The sequence below is a fragment of the Sphingobacterium mizutaii genome (genome assembly GCF_900187125.1).
GTDB lineage: Bacteria > Bacteroidota > Bacteroidia > Sphingobacteriales > Sphingobacteriaceae > Sphingobacterium > Sphingobacterium mizutaii.
On sequence record NZ_LT906468.1, the window covers coordinates 468,247 to 485,193 of the forward strand.

Annotated in this window: 16 protein-coding genes; 1 reads left to right on the forward strand and 15 read right to left on the reverse strand. The window is 38.8% G+C overall.

From position 1 onward, the window contains the following. Positions 1 to 211: 211 nt before the first annotated feature. Positions 212 to 2,359: a prolyl oligopeptidase family serine peptidase gene (locus tag CKW03_RS02110; protein WP_236736562.1), complete on the forward strand. Its 2,148-nt coding sequence runs from the start codon at positions 212 to 214 to the stop codon at positions 2,357 to 2,359. 54 nt (positions 2,360 to 2,413) lie between these two features. Here the strand turns inward: CKW03_RS02110 and CKW03_RS02115 are convergent, their stop codons facing one another. From CKW03_RS02115 to CKW03_RS02185, 15 genes are all read right to left on the reverse strand, one after another. After that, positions 2,414 to 3,055: a hypothetical protein gene (locus CKW03_RS02115; protein ID WP_093100671.1), complete on the reverse strand. Its 642-nt coding sequence runs from the start codon at positions 3,053 to 3,055 to the stop codon at positions 2,414 to 2,416. 214 nt (positions 3,056 to 3,269) lie between these two features. Continuing rightward, positions 3,270 to 4,505 (reverse strand): thioredoxin family protein, encoded by a 1,236-nt coding sequence (locus CKW03_RS02120; RefSeq protein ID WP_236736561.1) that lies wholly within the window; start codon positions 4,503 to 4,505, stop codon positions 3,270 to 3,272. A 101-nt stretch (positions 4,506 to 4,606) separates the two neighbouring features. Further along, positions 4,607 to 5,788, reverse strand: coding sequence for a C1 family peptidase (locus CKW03_RS02125; RefSeq protein WP_093100668.1), 1,182 nt, complete (start codon positions 5,786 to 5,788; stop codon positions 4,607 to 4,609). A 165-nt stretch (positions 5,789 to 5,953) separates the two neighbouring features. After that, positions 5,954 to 7,009 (reverse strand): TerC family protein, encoded by a 1,056-nt coding sequence (locus CKW03_RS02130; RefSeq protein ID WP_093100666.1) that lies wholly within the window; start codon positions 7,007 to 7,009, stop codon positions 5,954 to 5,956. Positions 7,010 to 7,012: 3 nt separating this feature from the next. Then, positions 7,013 to 7,987, reverse strand: coding sequence for a polyprenyl synthetase family protein (locus CKW03_RS02135; RefSeq protein WP_093100665.1), 975 nt, complete (start codon positions 7,985 to 7,987; stop codon positions 7,013 to 7,015). Positions 7,988 to 8,040: 53 nt separating this feature from the next. Continuing rightward, a complete protein-coding gene (locus CKW03_RS02140; protein ID WP_093100664.1) occupies positions 8,041 to 8,607 on the reverse strand; it encodes a DUF3109 family protein in 567 nt (188 codons plus the stop codon). Between the two features lies 1 nt (position 8,608). Further along, positions 8,609 to 9,400, reverse strand: coding sequence for a DUF3108 domain-containing protein (locus tag CKW03_RS02145; protein ID WP_093100662.1), 792 nt, complete (start codon positions 9,398 to 9,400; stop codon positions 8,609 to 8,611). A gap of 30 nt (positions 9,401 to 9,430) precedes the next feature. Then, entirely contained in the window at positions 9,431 to 9,946 is a 516-nt protein-coding gene (locus CKW03_RS02150; RefSeq protein WP_169918970.1) for a DUF2480 family protein, read from the reverse strand. Between the two features lie 65 nt (positions 9,947 to 10,011). After that, positions 10,012 to 12,111: a peptidylprolyl isomerase gene (locus CKW03_RS02155; protein ID WP_093100661.1), complete on the reverse strand. Its 2,100-nt coding sequence runs from the start codon at positions 12,109 to 12,111 to the stop codon at positions 10,012 to 10,014. Between the two features lie 148 nt (positions 12,112 to 12,259). Then, the gene (lptC, locus tag CKW03_RS02160) at positions 12,260 to 12,844 is read right to left on the reverse strand and encodes an LPS export ABC transporter periplasmic protein LptC (protein ID WP_236736560.1); all 585 of its coding nucleotides are present in this window, start codon (positions 12,842 to 12,844) and stop codon (positions 12,260 to 12,262) included. An 18-nt stretch (positions 12,845 to 12,862) separates the two neighbouring features. Further along, entirely contained in the window at positions 12,863 to 14,206 is a 1,344-nt protein-coding gene (gene bamG, locus CKW03_RS02165; RefSeq protein WP_093100658.1) for a BamG family beta-barrel-assembly machinery protein, read from the reverse strand. A gap of 175 nt (positions 14,207 to 14,381) precedes the next feature. Then, a complete protein-coding gene (locus tag CKW03_RS02170) occupies positions 14,382 to 15,365 on the reverse strand; it encodes a DUF6427 family protein (RefSeq protein WP_093100656.1) in 984 nt (327 codons plus the stop codon). 14 nt (positions 15,366 to 15,379) lie between these two features. Beyond that, positions 15,380 to 15,583, reverse strand: a complete 204-nt coding sequence (locus CKW03_RS02175) for a CcmD family protein (protein ID WP_093100655.1) — start codon at positions 15,581 to 15,583, stop codon at positions 15,380 to 15,382. Between the two features lies 1 nt (position 15,584). Further along, positions 15,585 to 16,247 carry a cytochrome c biogenesis protein gene (gene ccsA, locus CKW03_RS02180; RefSeq protein ID WP_093100653.1) on the reverse strand — a complete coding sequence of 221 codons (663 nt, stop codon included), beginning with the start codon at positions 16,245 to 16,247 and terminating at the stop codon, positions 15,585 to 15,587. Positions 16,248 to 16,258: 11 nt separating this feature from the next. Further along, positions 16,259 to 16,918, reverse strand: a complete 660-nt coding sequence (locus tag CKW03_RS02185; RefSeq protein ID WP_093100652.1) for a heme exporter protein CcmB — start codon at positions 16,916 to 16,918, stop codon at positions 16,259 to 16,261. Positions 16,919 to 16,947 lie beyond the last annotated feature (29 nt).

Genomic DNA, 16,947 nt, shown 5'->3' on the forward strand with positions numbered 1-16,947 from the left:
AGTAGTTCTTACTTCTTCAACCGTATTTTAACCAAGGGTTTGCGTAAATTACCCTTTCAGCTTCTTATGGGGATTTATTTTAAATCAATTAGAAAATTTCTAATAGTTAGGCATTATGTAATTAATATATAAATACGGAAAGCGGGTTTTCTGGGATTTCTTCATGCAAATTATTTCATTAGTTTTGTGCTGAACTAATTGTAAGATCAATATGATGAAATATTTAAGTATTGGCATCCTAGCTGTTGGATTGACAGCTTGCCAACAAGAAAAAGTAATTGAATCTAAAGCAGACATTAGCGTGAAACCCTACCCCAAAACCCAAAAAATAGAACAAAAAGATAATTTCTTCGGAACCGAAGTCGAAGATCCATACCGTTGGTTGGAAGATGACCTTTCCCAAGAAACCAAAAACTGGGTTAAAGCAGAAAATGAGGTAACTGAAGATTACCTTAACCAAATCCCTTTCCGTGAGAATATCAGAAAACGTCTTGAACACCTTTGGGACTATGAAAAAGTATCATCCCCATTCACTTCTGGAGATTATATCTATTTTTTCAAAAATGATGGATTACAAAACCAAAGCGTTTTATACCGCAAAAAAGGCGATGAGGGTAAAGAAGAAGTATTCTTGGATCCGAATAAGCTATCATCGGATGGTACGACCTCTTTAGCAGGCTTATCCTTTAGCAAAGACGGATCTTTGATTTCTTATCAGATTTCTGAAGGAGGTTCTGATTGGACCAAGGTCATTATCTTGAATGCTGAGGATAAATCCATTGTAGGAGATACCCTGATGAATGTGAAATTCAGCGGAATGGCATGGAAAGGTAATGAGGGAATCTACTATAGCTCTTATGATAAACCTAAAGAAGGGTCCGCATTATCTGCTATGACAGACCAGCATAAGCTATTCTTCCACAAATTAAATACGCCTCAAAACACAGATGAGCTTGTCTTTGGTGGCCCGGAAACCCCAAGAAGGTATATCGGTGCAGGCCTTACTGAAGATGAACGCTTCTTGGTCGTTACTGCCGCTAACTCCACTTCTGGAAACGAACTTTACATCAAAGATCTTTCTAAGCCAGGTTCCTCATTTGTTACCATGGTTAGCAATATGGAGAAAAACCATTATGTCTTAGATAATGATGGGGACCGTCTCTTGATCTATACTGAACTAAATGCTCCAAATGGACGTATCGTGCAAACGGATATTGCTAAACCAACCCCTGACACTTGGAAAGACCTGATCGCAGAAACCGATCAAGTCTTAAGTCCATCTATTGGTGGTGGTAAAATCTTTGCTAGCTACCTAAAGGATGCAACATCCCAAGTGAAGCAATACGATAGAACCGGTAAGTTTGAACATGATATTGAATTACCAGGAGTAGGATCAGCCGGTGGCTTTAGTGCAAAGAAAGAAGAAAAAGACTTGTACTATTCTTTTACCAATTATGTGAATCCAGGCACGATCTATAAATACGAGATTGCTTCAGGTAAATCAGAAATTTACAAAAAACCAGAAGTTCAATTTGACCCAACCAAATACGAATCCAAACAGGTATTCTACACGTCCAAAGATGGAACCAAAGTACCGATGATCATTACTTATAAAAAAGGAATTAAACTGGACGGAACCAACCCAACCATGTTATATGGTTATGGAGGTTTCAATATTTCTTTAACACCTTCCTTCAGTGTCAGCAATGTAATCCTATTGGAACAAGGCGGAGTTTATGCGGTCGCTAACCTTCGCGGTGGTGGTGAATATGGCGAGAATTGGCACCTTGCAGGGACGAAGCTTAAAAAACAGAATGTATTTGATGATTTTATTGCGGCTGCAGAGTACTTGATCAGCGAGAAATATACCTCCTCGGAAAAACTAGCTATTTCTGGTGGATCCAATGGAGGCCTTTTGGTTGGTGCCTGCATGACACAAAGACCAGAGCTTTACAAGGTGGCATTTCCAGCGGTAGGCGTTTTGGATATGCTGCGTTATCATAAATTTACTGCTGGTGCAGGTTGGGCTTTTGATTATGGTACTGCAGACGATAATGCAGAAATGTTCAATTACCTGTTGAAATATTCCCCTTATCATGCTTTGAAGGCAGGAACTGATTATCCAGCGACCATGGTTACCACAGCCGATCATGATGACCGCGTAGTACCAGCGCATTCCTTCAAGTTTGCAGCTAGATTGCAAGAATACAACAAAGGGACTAATCCGGTGTTGATCAGGATCGATACAAAAGCAGGCCACGGCGCAGGCAAGTCTACTGCCATGGTAATTGCTGAACAGACCGATAAATGGGCCTTCATGTTCCAAAACATGAAGCAGGGCTATAAAGAAGTTAAATAATTGAAAGAGGCTCGGAAACAATTCCGAGCCTCTTTTTTATTAGGTATTTGTTCCTTATTTTTTAATCAATTTATAATAATACTTCACGTTGGCATAAGCTAGGGTGTCCGTGGTTTCGGTCATATCATCCTTACTCGGAAAATGATAGGTATTTCCCCAAAAGAAATCCTTGTCAGAAACAAGTCCCTCACTCTGGTTATCCAGATAGAAAGAAGCTTCTTTTCGTTTTTTAATCAAGCGGCTATAATTGCTTTCATAAATGATTTCTTCCTTAGTGCTTGGATAAGTACCATAGTATTGCCAAAAATCAGCATAAATATTCCATCGGAATAAGGAGTCCTTTTCACCTACTTTGAATCCAAAGACATTACTCTCATATTTATTCGGAAACTCTGTCAATGTATCTCTTTTCACCATCAGTGAATCATATTTGAAATAGGAAAGTTTGCTCTCTTTCCCAAAAGAGGTCGTAAAATAGCTGTTCGGATTGAAGCTTTCGGATTTATCTACCGCCCCGTCCTTGGAACCTACATACAATTTGGCATTGACAAGCTCAAATCGGTCAAACTTATAAACCATTGACTTATCGGGATCCTCCTTTTCTTCTGGATCAATGGGATCCTCCGTACAGGAATAAATAAATAATAAAGGGAAAACGTAAAATAGCGGATTCTTCAAGTTAAGTGTAAATTTCATAGCATCTTGGTCATAATAGGATATACAACAAAATTAGAAATAATGTTTATCAAAGAGAAAAATTAACTATCTAAATTTCGTTACAATTACCAAAACGTATCCGTATCAAAAAAAAGAAGCTACCTATTTTAGATAGCTTCTATTCCTAAATTAAATTTTCTTCAACCTCATAATGAGGTGTATAGGTGGTCTAACTCTGGGTTTTTTGTTTAAACTATTTCGTCCAAGTAGGTTCGCCTTTCTTCATTTTTTCCAAGGTAGCTTGGTATTCCGCTTTACTACCTTCATCAACAGCCGCAATAGCTTTTTCTTGCCATTCGATGGCTTCCTTCGTTTTGCCAACTTTGTGCAATAAGTTTGCATAAGTATCCATTAAGGCAGGGTCATTTTCCGATTCAAGCGATTTCTTGCTCCATGCCAAGGCCGATTCAACACATGATGGATCATCACAGTTTTCAAATATGGCCCAAGCAAATGAGTTCAATTGGGCTGCATTTACCTTTGCAGGATCTATGTTGATATAAGCTTGGACAGCGTCCCTAAATGCTGGCCAGTTTTGTTTCCTAGCATAGAAGTTTGGCTTAAAGCTCGCAATGCTGTTCGTCAAAGATACATTAGGATATTTCTTGCTCACTTCTGCTACTGTTTTATCGAAGATATCAGCTTCAGATTTCATGACCACAGGAGCGATCTCTGAATTAATAATGGAAACCGATAAGATTTGATCTGTTTTTCCAGCGCCTAGCTTAGCATCCACTTTTTCTTTATTCTCAAGCAGGGTATTGAAAGCTTTTGATCCTGGTTTACCAACATTTTTGCTGATTAACTTCAATATATCGTCTTGCAATAATTCATCTGCTGAAGAATTGTTGATAACACTCTCGATAGCTTTAGCTGTCATGTCACGATCATAAGCTTTTTCTGCTGCTGCAGCCATAGCGATAGCAATAGCCTTATCGTTAGGTTTTTCAGTGAACTTCTTCACTAAAGTCTCATATTGGGTGTTTGGATCTAAACCTTCTTTTGCCAAGGCTATAAACTGATCAGCTTCACCACCACCCACGATGCGGTGCACCAATTCGCCCTCCGGACTGAAAATCAAGAAGGTTGGATAAGCCGCAACTTTATAGTCTTTCGCAAAGCGTTTTGCCTCTTCACGCCATGATTTCACATCTTCATTGTCCTCCGGAGTTTCATCCATTTGGATTTTCAGGTTCACAAAATTCTCATTGAAGAATGTGCCCACTTTTTCTTGAGGGAAAATATTGGCCGCCATCCACTTACATGGTCCACACCATGTCGTAAAGGCATCTACAAATATATGTTTGTTCTCCGCTTTAGCTTTTTCCTTTACTTTGGCCCAAGTCGTGTTGTGCTCAAAGGAAATTCCTTTCTCTTGGCCAATAGCCATGAATGGAATAATGAATAACAATAAAAATAACTTTTTCATAATCAGTGTTTATTACATATTGTGGAATTGTAAAAACTAAGTTAATTATTTAAATGAAAAAGTCCCGATTTTTATCGGGACTTTTCAAATTTTATTTAATATTAAATACCTAACTGTTTCTGCATGGTTTTATCCAATGCTTTCTTGTGAACCAATAAAGAAATTGTTTTGTAGCGAACAAATTCTTTCGTTGCGTACAGGTATCCTTGGTAATCATTGGAAACTCCCCATGAGTTCTTCACGATATAGTATTCTTTTCCGTTTTGGTCTTTTACCTTTCCTACGATGTGCATACCGTGGTCATCAGTAGTTTCGTAATTATCAAAAGCTTCTTGTCTTTGATCAGCTGTGATAGTTGGTTCTGCTTTAGGACCATTAAACAATTGGTCGACCTCTTCTTTGCTCATTTTCTCAATAGGTTTCTCTGGTACAAAAGCAACACCATTTTTCCAGCTGAAAGTTTTCTCAGAAACATCCGTAGCCCAAGCAACAGTGAATCCTTTTTCTAAAGCTTTGTCGATGATATCAGTCAGATCATTGATCTTCACATTGTAGAAGCTTTCGAAAGACCAGTTGTCTGGAATCAATAGAACAAATGGTTTATAGTAGGCATGTTCCTCAAATGATGAGATTCCTACGTAATCATCAGGATTGATACCGATTACTTGGTCAGCAAATGTTCTTGGCGTATAGGTTTTTCCTTTGTATTGGAAGGACTCAGGAACTTCTCCTAAGTAAGAGTCCATTGCTCCAGTAAAAGCGCTCATCCAGTTTTTGGAAGGTTTCTTGCTTTTAGCAACCGTCTCAGTGATAGATTGCAAGATTGGACTCATCTCGCTGAAGTTGTTTCTTGATTGTCCTTCTGGTAAACCTGTATAAACATCATAAGGTACAGCACCATATTTCTTGAAGATCGTCAATACATCATGCAATTGACCACCATCGCCCTGTGCTTGTTCTCCATGTAAGCGAACAAAGTTCTTCGCTTTTTCCACATAAGTGTTACGAGCGGTGTATAATTGGGAAATCTCAACAGGATCTTTACCCATACGGATCATTTCTGACTCTAGGAATGAGTTTCCTGAATATGACCAACAGGTACCTGATGATCCTTGATCCTTGATAGAAGTTCTTCCTAAGTTGATAACTTCTGTAAACTTGAACCCTTCTTTGCTATTGTCGCTTGCATTTCCTTTCAGGGCATTTATTAGATTGTCTTGAGCTTGTACTTGTGTAGCAGCAAAGAACGCAGCTGCAATTAGAATAGATTTACTCCAATTCATATGATTTGTGTGTTTTTTTTAATTGTGCACGAATTTATTAATTATTAGCCGCGAACAAGGGTAGAATTTGTAAAAATATTAGCACAAATATTTCAATAGGATTAAGATTAGCCTATTGCAAAAAGAAACGGGCTGGTGATACCACCAGCCCGTTTCTTTAATTCTTTATGCTTTATCGAAATCCTGCTTCTTTGGAAAAGCAAGGGACGCGATGATACTCAGTGCTAAAATTCCTATAATGACGATCAAGGAATGGGAAGTAGTAAAGCCCCATTCTTTCAAGTAACTGTGCAATAACATTTTCAGACCGATGAAAATCAATAGGAATGCTAATCCAACTTTCAGGTAATGGAACTTGTGGATAATATTGACCAATAAGAAGAACATAGACCTTAAGCCCAAAATCGCAAAGATATTGGAGAAGAACACAATATAAGGGTCTTTCGTTACCGAGAAGATCGCAGGAATAGAGTCAACTGCAAAGATCAAATCGGTGAACTCAATAACCAATAAAACCAAGAACAATGGTGTCATATATTTTTCACCATTTTCAATATGGAAGAACCTTCCTTGATCTAGTTTATGGGTTACTTTAAAGTGTTTTGATGCAAATTTTACCACAGGGTGGTTCTCGGGATCAACCTCTTCTTCTTTATTGCGGTTGATGTACATGTTAAATCCGGTATATACAAGGAATGCTCCGAATACATAAAGGATCCAGCCAAACTTCGTAATCAATGCTGCACCTACGAAAATAAAGATACAACGCATGATAATCGCACCTAGGATTCCCCATACCAATACTTTATGGTAATACTTTTCAGGAATACCAAATGAGCTGAACAATAGAACCATAACAAAGATATTGTCTACGGAAAGGGCATACTCCACCACATAACCGGTCAAGTATTCCAGGGTCAAGTTCTTATTGTAGATATGTATACTGGCCGCTAGGTCATTTTCATTAATGGTAATGTTATGGAAGTGGTTTGCAATGACTTCCTTGAGTCGAGCCATGTCATGAACATTATGGAGTTCATTCCCCCAATAGTAAAGGAGCAAGCCAAACAAGAGGGCAAAGGTTACCCAGATGGCACTCATGATTGCTGCAACTTTTAAAGATACTGGTTTGTCACTTTTGGAAAATAGACCTAAATCTATCGCTAGCATCAGAATTATAAATATTATAAATCCGATCATAAAAAGTGCTTCGTGGCTCATATTCTATTTTTTTCTTTCTGTAGTGTAACGTACTAATTGTTCTAATCCTAATTTATATTCTCCGCCATTCGGGATGGTATCTAAAATATCAAAAGCTTCTTGTTGATATTTCAACATTTGCTCCGTAGCATAATCTAATCCACCGTTGATCTTAACGAAATTGATGACCTCAGCCACTTTTTGCGAATCTTCATTATGGTTCTTCACCAAGTTGATGATCTTCCTTTTCTGCACTTTATCAACGATAGATAAGGCGTGGATCAATGGTAGGGTCATTTTCTTTTCCTTGATGTCATTTCCAACTGGCTTTCCAACATCATCCAGACCAAAATCAAACAGGTCATCCTTGATTTGAAAAGCGATCCCAACCTTTTCTCCAAACAAACGAAGCTTCTCAATCGTTTCCGGATCAGCGCCAGCAGAAGAAGCACCAATAGCACAACATGAAGCGATCAAAGAGGCCGTTTTCTTACGGATAATATCATAATAGATACCCTCTTCGATATCCAGATGCCTAGCTTTCTCAATCTGTAGCAATTCCCCTTCGCTCATTTGCTCAACAGCTTCCGATGCCAGACGCAACAGGTCATGTTCCTTATGCTTTACCGATAACAATAAACCCTTGGAAAGCAAAAAATCACCAACCAATACAGCAACCTTGTTTTTCCATAAGGCATTGATCGAGAAAAAACCTCGTCTTTCATTGGAATTGTCCACTACATCGTCATGTACCAAGGAGGCTGTATGAAGTAATTCAACCAACGAAGCTCCATGATAGGTAGATTCTGTGATACCTCCGGTCAATCCAGCTGAAAAGAAAACAAACATTGGTCGCATCTGTTTTCCCTTTTGCTTAATAATATAACGTGTAATACGATCTAATAACGGGGCGGAACTCTGCATAGAAGCCTTGAAGGTCTTTTCAAAGCGTTTGAGGTGTTCTTTTATAGGAAGTTGTATTTCGTCTAATGTTAACATGTAGTGGGTATAAGACCTTCAGATCAAACTGAATCGCAATAAAAATACTAAAATTATGCTTTAGAAGCTAAGGTATTTTCAAGCTGTTGGTACCATTCTTCACCGTATTCACGGATCAAAGGGTCTTTTAAGAACTTATAAACTGGGATTTTCAGTTCTTGCCCAAAGCTACAGGCATCTTTACAGATATACCAACGGTCATAATGCAATACATCAAACTCAGGATAATGGGTAGCACGGATAGGGTAGAGGTGGCAAGAGATGGGTTTTTTCCATTGTACATCTCCCATTTCATAGGCTTTTTCAATACCGCATTTGGTAATTCCGTTCTCCCAGGTTACATAGGCACATTCTTTATTACCTTCCACACAGGTAGTCGTAAGATCGCCATCTGCATCGACCACTGAGGTACCCTGCTCCTCAATGGCTTTTATCCCAGCCTCGGTGAGGTAGGGTTTTACTTTCGGATAAATCTCCGCTAATATCTTGGTCTCAGCTTCCGTCAATGGAGCACCTGCATCGCCTTCAATGCAACATACCCCTTTACACTTACTGAGATTACACACAAAGTCATTGTTGATGATATCCTCATGAACAAGGACATTTCCTACTTCTATCATTTTATTTTGAATAACTTACCCTCTTGCCCAATGGATATTTTAGACCATCAGCACTCACTAAATCCATAGTCACTGATCCAATCAAGATTTCCACTTGAGCCTTCACAGGTATACGATTGCCATCATTGGTAACCCAAAGATACAAACGACTGCTCTTTTTAAAGATTCTTCCTGGAGATATTTCTGGACTAAGCTTAATACACTCCAGTTCACCCAGTACTGACTTTACCTTTTCAACCCCAATATACTCCACACCAAGCTGTGCAACCTCATCATTCAAAAAGTATGTGATCTTGAATTTATCACCTGACTTTAAGCCAGAGAAATCAAGATTCCTGGAAAAATAATAAGCGGATACCAAATCAAAAGTCTGTTGTGTCGGACTGGTGAAAGTTCCTTTTTTGCCTTTTACCTTCTTGGTCTTATGATCAAAAGTCGCATATTCCACCCTGCGGTAATTGTTCTCCCTAATATTCTCGGTATAGAGAATTGGAAGGAAATTCGACTGATCTATATAGGAATCATATTGGTTCTTTACCGTGTAAAACTTGGAAAAGGCTCCAGAGGTTTGCCCAAAGGCAGACAGATGGATCGCATCGTTTACCCCAAAGCTATATTTGGACTCCTGTACGGAAAGTGTTCCAGTAGCTGCCGAAATAAAACCATAGCGAAGCTTATATTTTAATATTTCGCCTGGTTTGAAAGTAGGATCTTTTAAATAAGGAAGGGTTTGTCCAATGACCGTGGTCATCAAAAAAACACTAAATACAAATAATGAAATAAATCTTTTCATACGGGTTTGACAGCAATTATATTGGAAAGTTTAAGATTTTCGCTTGAATACAGGGACAGTCGAACAGGGCTCGCCATACATAACGCTCTTGGCAACCTTGCTTAATTGTGTTGTGAATGTAACAAAAGCAGACTCTGGAACCGGAATATCACCACATCCTTTAACCACGATCCGTTGGTCTTGGTATTGGCTATAATCCAATGTAGATAGGGCATGGTCAAATAAGACCTTGCGTACATATTCCTCATCGCCAAAATGGATGGATAGGGCTTGGTCGGCCAGCTTTGTGGATAGCAACATATAGGCCCATGTAGGCACGATCGCATCTGCAGAACAGATGATGCCAATATGTTTGTCTTTATATTGGGACCAATCATGGCTCTTGATGAATTCCCTGAAGTCTTTTTCCTTTAGGATTAGACCATGAAATAAATTATCCTTGATATCATAAATCTCAATAGCTGCTTTTGGAGCATGCTCTGCCAAATCAATCGTAATCAACCCGCTCTGTGCGACCTTGTTTATTATGTTTTCTTGAATGTCCATTTCTATAAAAATAAAAAAAGCTGGATAACATTCGTCATCCAGCTGCAAATTTAAACAATTCTATGTTAATAGAATTTAATACGATTGTCAACAATCTTGGCGTTGTCTTGTAGGGCTTTCAAGATTGTTCCCCATGCACGCTGAGATTTTGCTTCTGTGATCTGCTTTTGTTGTGTAGTCAATTCCTCACCCGCTAATGCCTTAGGATTTACAAAGCCTGCTACTTGAACAGCATAAACACCTTGTTTTCCTTCGATAGACTTCGATGGTTTGTTTGGCTGTAAACCGAATACTGTACCTACGACAGCGTTCTCAACAGCTACTCCTGGAATTACTGGGTTCGCTAAAACCACGTTGTCAACAGTTTGAACATTCTTGCCTAATTTCTGAGCCACCTGATCGATGTTCCCAGCTCCTGACAAAGCATTGTTCATTTTCTCTTTTAACATACGTGCTTTAACTAGATTCTTAACAACTGGCTCAATTAAGGTCTTAACTGATTCCAATGGTTGAATGCCTTTCGGCTGAATATTGGTTACTCTAGCAACGATAAAGTTATCTGTAGTTTCATAAACTTTGTCGCTGGTCTCACCGTTTTTAGCCTCAAATGCCCAACGGATAAGCTCTCTAGGAACCTCAACGCCACCTAACATATTGTCCATAGCAACCGTACGGTCATTTTTCAAGATCTCAACATTCTGTTGTTTTGCGATATCGTTGAAGTTATCCTTGTTTGCTGCTGTGAAGAATTGATTTGCTTTTGAATAAGCAGCATCTGTTGTTTCTTTTCCTGAATTGATACTCTTGTCTACAATAGCAAGTTTAGCAATTTGAGAATTTCCAATTTGTCTGTTGATCTTAACGATATGCACACCATAATTGGTCGATACTACTTTCACATCTCCAGCTTTACCTTCGAATAACGTTTCATCTAGCTCAGGAAATGCTCCGCGAGTTAATGTACCGATCTCCCCAGCATTGTTCTTACTGTTAGGGTCTGCGCTAAATTCAACCGCTAAAGCTGCAAAGTTAGCTCCACCTTGAATCAAGTTCTTGATGGAATCTGCTTTCGCCATCGCTTTATCAACACCACCTTCTGTCGCTGGATTGATCAAAATATGACTTGCATTCACTGAATCCGGACTGTTTTTCACTGCGATTACTTTCGCAATCTCATAAACATTCTGAGTCAAGAATGGACCTACAACAGTACCAGCTGCTGTTTTGAAAGCTACTGAATCCAATGCTGGACTCAATTGACCTTTTGTATAATATCTTACTGGGTATTTGTTCTCCGAGTTGATCGTTACAAAGCTTGAATCATTGGTTGAAGCCTGTAATTCAGTTTTCAATTTTTGGATCTCGCCTAATACCAATGCTGAGTCAGCCGAATTAGGTTTTGCATCAAACAAAACATACTCTAACGTGCGAATCTCCTCTGGATTTTTGAACGCATTTTTGTTTTTGTCATAATATTCCTTGTAGTCAGCATCTGTCAATTTGATCTCTGAATCTTTTACCGATGCATAGTCTAACATCACATACTTGAAGTTAGCAAGCTTATTACGTGAATTGTAATCATATTCAGCTTCTAAAGAAGTGGTGTAGATGCTGTTGTTGATTAAGTTCGTGTATTTTTGGTTTAAACGTTCGTTTCTCACATTCTCTAATAAACCTTCCCATTGAGCGTTCATCTCTGGGTTAGTTTTCGCTTGTTCAATAACCGCTGAAAGGTAGTTCTTGTCAAACTGTCCAGTCTGAGGGTTAGTGAAGGCTTGAATGATCTGTGGAGAAGGATTATTGCCGAACAATAAGCTGTTCAACTCTTCCTTACCTACTTGTAGACCGATTTTATCAATTTCTTGATTTAATAAGTTCTGTGTTAAAAATTGGTTCCAAACTTGTTGAACCGCAAATCCGCGCATCTGTGGTGAGGCAGCCCCTCCCATCTGTTGTTGATACATTTGGCTTGCTTGGTCAACTTGTCCATTGAAGCTTTGATAATCAATACCTTCTCCATTGATACTACCCACTTCATTTTGGCTTCTTTGCCAAAATGGGGTACCAACATTGATGGCATCACCCAATAAAAATGCAACAATTGCCAAACCAATCACGAAAATGACTAAGCCCGCACGGTTTCGCAAAGAGGTCATTAATCCCATAACGATATTCTATAATTTTATGCTAATATTTTAATTAATTTGTTTTTCTTAAAAACAAGGCGCAAGATACAACTTTTATAAAAAAATAAGGTAAAAATTTATATTTAGCCTATTTCTATTTTCTATTCGTCAATTCCTTCAATTTCTGCTAGTTCCCAAATGAAGGAAGTTGGGAGTCTGCCGATGGAATATGAATAGCAGTACCATTCATGAATCGAATGTCATTGAAATCTGCATCTGCTGTAAATGATGTGCCCTGCGCAGAGGTCCGGCCATCATTATATTCAGCGGTAATGGGTTGGCTACCATAGTATTTCTTGTTCTTTTCGTCGTAAATCAACTCTTCCGTCTTGATAATGGTACCATCAACCTTGGTGATCACCACATTTTTCCTGAATTCAGTCAATCCCTCAATCCTTTTCTGCAAAGCATACTCGGAGGTCACCCTTTGCATCTCCTTGGCTTGATCATCAAAGAAAATAATCAAAACACCTTTCTTGAATTCATAATTTCCTGTACTGTCATGGTATACCCGCATTTCAGGTGCCTTTAATTCCGCCTTTACTTTCGCCGAATCACTGTATACCACCGTTACATCCTTGGATATATCCACAGCCTCTTCCTGCTTGATATTCGCCAAACGATCGATGTCCTTGGTGTCATTTTCACAGGCAATTGACAAGATTGCCCCTAGCAAAACAATTGTTAGGGGCAATATTCTCGATATTTTCATTGCTGTAATTCGCATTTGTTAATCGTAACTTCTTCTGATAAACCAAGCATCATTGATGGTGAAGCCTAAGTTGATATTGATATATCGCTCCCGCACCAAATTGCTCTTTATTGTTCCTTGTTGACCAAACTCAGCCGAAATGTTAACATTCGAGAAGGTCCTACCAAAGCCTGTTTCTGGTAATGGTAAACCTAGTCCCACTGTCACCGCCATATCATTGATACGTTGCTGGTTGATGGTCATGTGTGTTTTGTTGTATCTGAAACCTAAACGGTAATCGATCACTTTTAAATAATTCAAAGAGGTTGGATCTGGCTTGATCTGTCCACCCACTGCAAAACCAATGTTCTTGCCTAATGGATCTTCACCTTGGCGTACTTGGTACTTCGACCAATCTGCATATTTAAAGTCTGCACCAACCATCCAGTTGACACCTTTGCTGAAGGTAAAACCTACATTATGTCTTAAAGGTAAGTTGATTTTACGGTTTGATAAAATATCGGAATAAGAAGTATCAATAGGAACTTGCTCCGTAATGTTTCCAGTTCCGGTCATAGTACGGGTCACAATCGTTGAAACCTTGCTCTTTACCGAATTATCCAATGATCCTGAATAACCAATCGTCAAGTTCTTTCTGTTTCCCAATGGAATGAAATATTGTGCACCATAATCATAGACAATACCGGTAACTCTTCTGGTATCGGTCTTGGAGGTGTTGTAGAAATCGTAGTTGCTTGGGAACTCAATAATGGATTTGTCATAAAGGTTACCAAATAGGAAACCGATATTACCACCAATGCTGAAGTTCTTGAATGGAGATACCCCATAACCCACATAAGCTTTGTTCAAGCCACCTTCCCCAACCAATTTGGTCAAATAAGGGGTATTGCTGATATCTCTTTTAGATGAAATGCTATAACCTACATCAGAATAGGGCATCAATCCGAAGGAGATACCGCCTAATTTTGGTCCATTGTTCTTGTTCAACGAGAATCCAAACGCAAAATGACTGAATGCAAAGTCTGCAGTATGGTCAGTCAGGTTGTTTTTTTGCAATTGAGTCACGTTGCCATACAGTCCAGCATCTAAAATTGTCCTGTTGAATCCAGAATAGGATGCAGGGTTTGAAATATTTAAAACCGGTAAGCCGCCTTGAAATCTAACCGCTGTAGAAATCCCTCCCATTCCTCGGGTCTGAGGAAGTAAATCTTCGCGCATCTGTCCCAATCCAAATTGAGAATATGGCGAATGTGAGGTTGAGGACTGTCCATAAGAGCGTGTACTCGAGAGTAAGATGGAACTTATTCCTAATAAAATAAGTAAGGACGTATTAGAGTAAAATAGTTTCAACTGTTCTAACATTTTAAGTGGATTTATCGCTGCATCATTCTTTCAAAATATCTTCTGTACAAATCGATGTGCTTAAATCTTATATGATGGCTGTATTATCCGAATTTTTGCTACAAAACTATCTATTTTTTAAATATCACAAGCTTTTTGTTTGTTAAAAAAGGTTAAACACCTATTGGTCAGTTGTTTAGAAAAACTGAAAATAGATAATTGTGGATAATATGACTAAATATAGCGTTTCGTAAAACCATTTGACCTTGGCATGCGTGAAAAAATAGGCCAGATAAATGGATAGAGGGGGTACACAGAGCAAAAAGTGATTGATCGATCTTTCCTCATTCAGGTAAAATGAACCAAAGATCAATAACAGCATGATAAACAATAACTGAAAGCTTTTTCTAATTTGCACCACACTCTTGAAAAAGTTGTCCTTAAGGATAAATAAGAAGCCTCCCAAAGAAATAACGATAGGGATCAGCACAAAATAATCGTGCACATCCATGTTCAGTTTCGTTGGAAAAGCATAGGTAAAGGGTAAGAATATCTGATAGAACTCATCCATTCTTTCCAACCAGAAATAAGCGACCGCCAATAGGAAATAAACCGTTATTACGCCTAATAATGGAGTAATCCATTCCCGCCAATAAAAAGGCCTGAAAATAACCAAGCTCGACCAGATCAATAACAACATCACGATGAATGGGAAATAGATCAAACTTCCCAATGCTACCAACAGGCCAAGATCAAACATGATCCCTTTAATATCCACATGCTTGTAGATATTGAACAGCTTTTGGAGCATCCAAATAGTGATGAAATTACAGATTAAGGTAGGCGATAGAACCAAAAAGGGAATGAACAGACTCACCAAGGTCATAAACATCAATGCCGTCAGGAAACTAGGTTTGCCCAATAGGTTGAAATGGTTTACTACCCGATTCAAGGAAAAGGCTTGTAGCAAAGTCAGGACCAAGGTGATCAAGACATTTCCCGTTGGTGAAAAGTTAGATCCTAAGCGGATGCCAGCCAATCGGTCCAGTCCAGGTTCAAATAAAACTGGCGTTAGTTTTTCAGGAAGATGGTAGAAGACCCCCAAGCATAATACCGTACCAACAAAAATAACGAGGAATACATTCAGTCCCGAAAGAGTTCGATGTTGGTTGATCAGCATAGAGGTGTACTCCCTTATTTATCTTTTTCTAGTTTTTTGACTCTTTTGTCTATGCTAAATAAGTAGATGGCAACCGATAAAAAGATTACCAGCATCACCGCTACTACTACATAGATTTTTCCTTCAGCACGAAGACCATCAGCCATCTGTACCTTTTCTTGGGCATTCAACGAAAAGCTGATCATTAAAGCCACTAGGGACAATAGGAAATTTCTCATATTAAAAACTATTTCTTTTATCTTCAATTATACGAACACGGTAGCGTAAGCTCGCTATCCAACAACCAATCAGGATCCAGCCAATAACAGCCGTGTAAAACACGGGGCGCATGTAATTATCCATATCCAAATCCCCAAAAGTAGAGTTGCCTCCGCTTCCTGGATGCAATGAATCATTCATCTTGGGTAAGATATAGATCAATACGATCATGATCGGGAAAGCAAAAATATTGTAGATCGCTGAGATCTTTGCACGTTTCTGCTCTTCTTCCATTGCATTTCGAAGTACTAAATAAGCTAAGTACATCAAGGTGGCAATAGCTGCACCATTCAATTGTGGGTCATTGGTCCAAGGAGCACCCCAAGTTATGTTTGCCCACAGCATACCCGTCATCAATCCACATGCACAGAATAAAATACCTGTATTCACAGCCTCAACAGCCATAAAATCGTACTCACGCTTGCCAGTATTCAGATACTTAATGCTATAGATCAGGGAAATCAAATACAAAACCATCATCGTAAACCACATTGGAACGTGGAAATATACATTACGAATGGTTTCATTTAAAATAGATAATACGGGAACGGGGCCAAGGAGTCCTGCAATTATGGTACTAGCGACCATGACAACCCCTAAAATTTTCCACCAACTTTTTTTCATAAGAACAAAAATCAATCTCGCCAAAGGTAAGGAAATAACAGCAAAGAAATAGCAATTGTAACGACATTAATTGCCAATAAAACAGCAATATCAGCCCAGCTGCCCGATAAAAAGCCGCCCATTAATGCAGATCGGGAAAGTTTGATCAAGATGATCAATAAAGGAATGATCACTGGGAAACTCAATATCGCCATGATCGTACTGTTGTTGCCTGCCTTTGCACTGATTCCCGCAATCATCGTAAAAACTGTGGCAAAGGAAATGCTGCCCAAGAATATACTTAACAGATAGACCGGCAGGTTTCCAATTTCGGTTTTGAAGATCAGGTTATAGACGATAAAGGCAATGGCGGTCATCAAGATCATCACCAATGAATTGTAAATGATTTTGGCTAAGATGATTGCTTTAGGTCCAACGATCGCATAATAATAGAGGTGACGATTTCCGGTTTCTTGGATGAAACTACGGCTCATGGCGTTGATTGCCGCAAATAGGAGGATGATCCAGAACAAAGTGTTCCAAACTATAGTATCCACAGATTTGAATGATTGATAACATACAAATACTGTGGATACCACATAAAGTAAGATGCTGTTGATGGCATATTTAGATCGCCATTCTAAAATAACATCTTTATATATTAATGTTTTTACTTGTTCGAGCAGATTCATGTATCGCAAAGATACAAATCAATCTGCTG

What these genes read in the sequence shown, in the direction of transcription:
- CKW03_RS02110 (WP_236736562.1), top strand. Translation starts at nt 212, where the DNA reads ATGATGAAATATTTAAGTATTGGCATCCTAGCTGTTGGATTGACAGCT.
- CKW03_RS02115 (WP_093100671.1), bottom strand. Translation starts at nt 3,055, where the DNA reads ATGAAATTTACACTTAACTTGAAGAATCCGCTATTTTACGTTTTCCCT.
- CKW03_RS02120 (WP_236736561.1), bottom strand. Translation starts at nt 4,505, where the DNA reads ATGAAAAAGTTATTTTTATTGTTATTCATTATTCCATTCATGGCTATT.
- CKW03_RS02125 (WP_093100668.1), bottom strand. Translation starts at nt 5,788, where the DNA reads ATGAATTGGAGTAAATCTATTCTAATTGCAGCTGCGTTCTTTGCTGCT.
- CKW03_RS02130 (WP_093100666.1), bottom strand. Translation starts at nt 7,009, where the DNA reads ATGAGCCACGAAGCACTTTTTATGATCGGATTTATAATATTTATAATT.
- CKW03_RS02135 (WP_093100665.1), bottom strand. Translation starts at nt 7,987, where the DNA reads ATGTTAACATTAGACGAAATACAACTTCCTATAAAAGAACACCTCAAA.
- CKW03_RS02140 (WP_093100664.1), bottom strand. Translation starts at nt 8,607, where the DNA reads ATGATAGAAGTAGGAAATGTCCTTGTTCATGAGGATATCATCAACAAT.
- CKW03_RS02145 (WP_093100662.1), bottom strand. Translation starts at nt 9,400, where the DNA reads ATGAAAAGATTTATTTCATTATTTGTATTTAGTGTTTTTTTGATGACC.
- CKW03_RS02150 (WP_169918970.1), bottom strand. Translation starts at nt 9,946, where the DNA reads ATGGACATTCAAGAAAACATAATAAACAAGGTCGCACAGAGCGGGTTG.
- CKW03_RS02155 (WP_093100661.1), bottom strand. Translation starts at nt 12,111, where the DNA reads ATGGGATTAATGACCTCTTTGCGAAACCGTGCGGGCTTAGTCATTTTC.
- lptC (WP_236736560.1), bottom strand. Translation starts at nt 12,844, where the DNA reads ATGAAAATATCGAGAATATTGCCCCTAACAATTGTTTTGCTAGGGGCA.
- bamG (WP_093100658.1), bottom strand. Translation starts at nt 14,206, where the DNA reads ATGTTAGAACAGTTGAAACTATTTTACTCTAATACGTCCTTACTTATT.
- CKW03_RS02170 (WP_093100656.1), bottom strand. Translation starts at nt 15,365, where the DNA reads ATGCTGATCAACCAACATCGAACTCTTTCGGGACTGAATGTATTCCTC.
- CKW03_RS02175 (WP_093100655.1), bottom strand. Translation starts at nt 15,583, where the DNA reads ATGAGAAATTTCCTATTGTCCCTAGTGGCTTTAATGATCAGCTTTTCG.
- ccsA (WP_093100653.1), bottom strand. Translation starts at nt 16,247, where the DNA reads ATGAAAAAAAGTTGGTGGAAAATTTTAGGGGTTGTCATGGTCGCTAGT.
- CKW03_RS02185 (WP_093100652.1), bottom strand. Translation starts at nt 16,918, where the DNA reads ATGAATCTGCTCGAACAAGTAAAAACATTAATATATAAAGATGTTATT.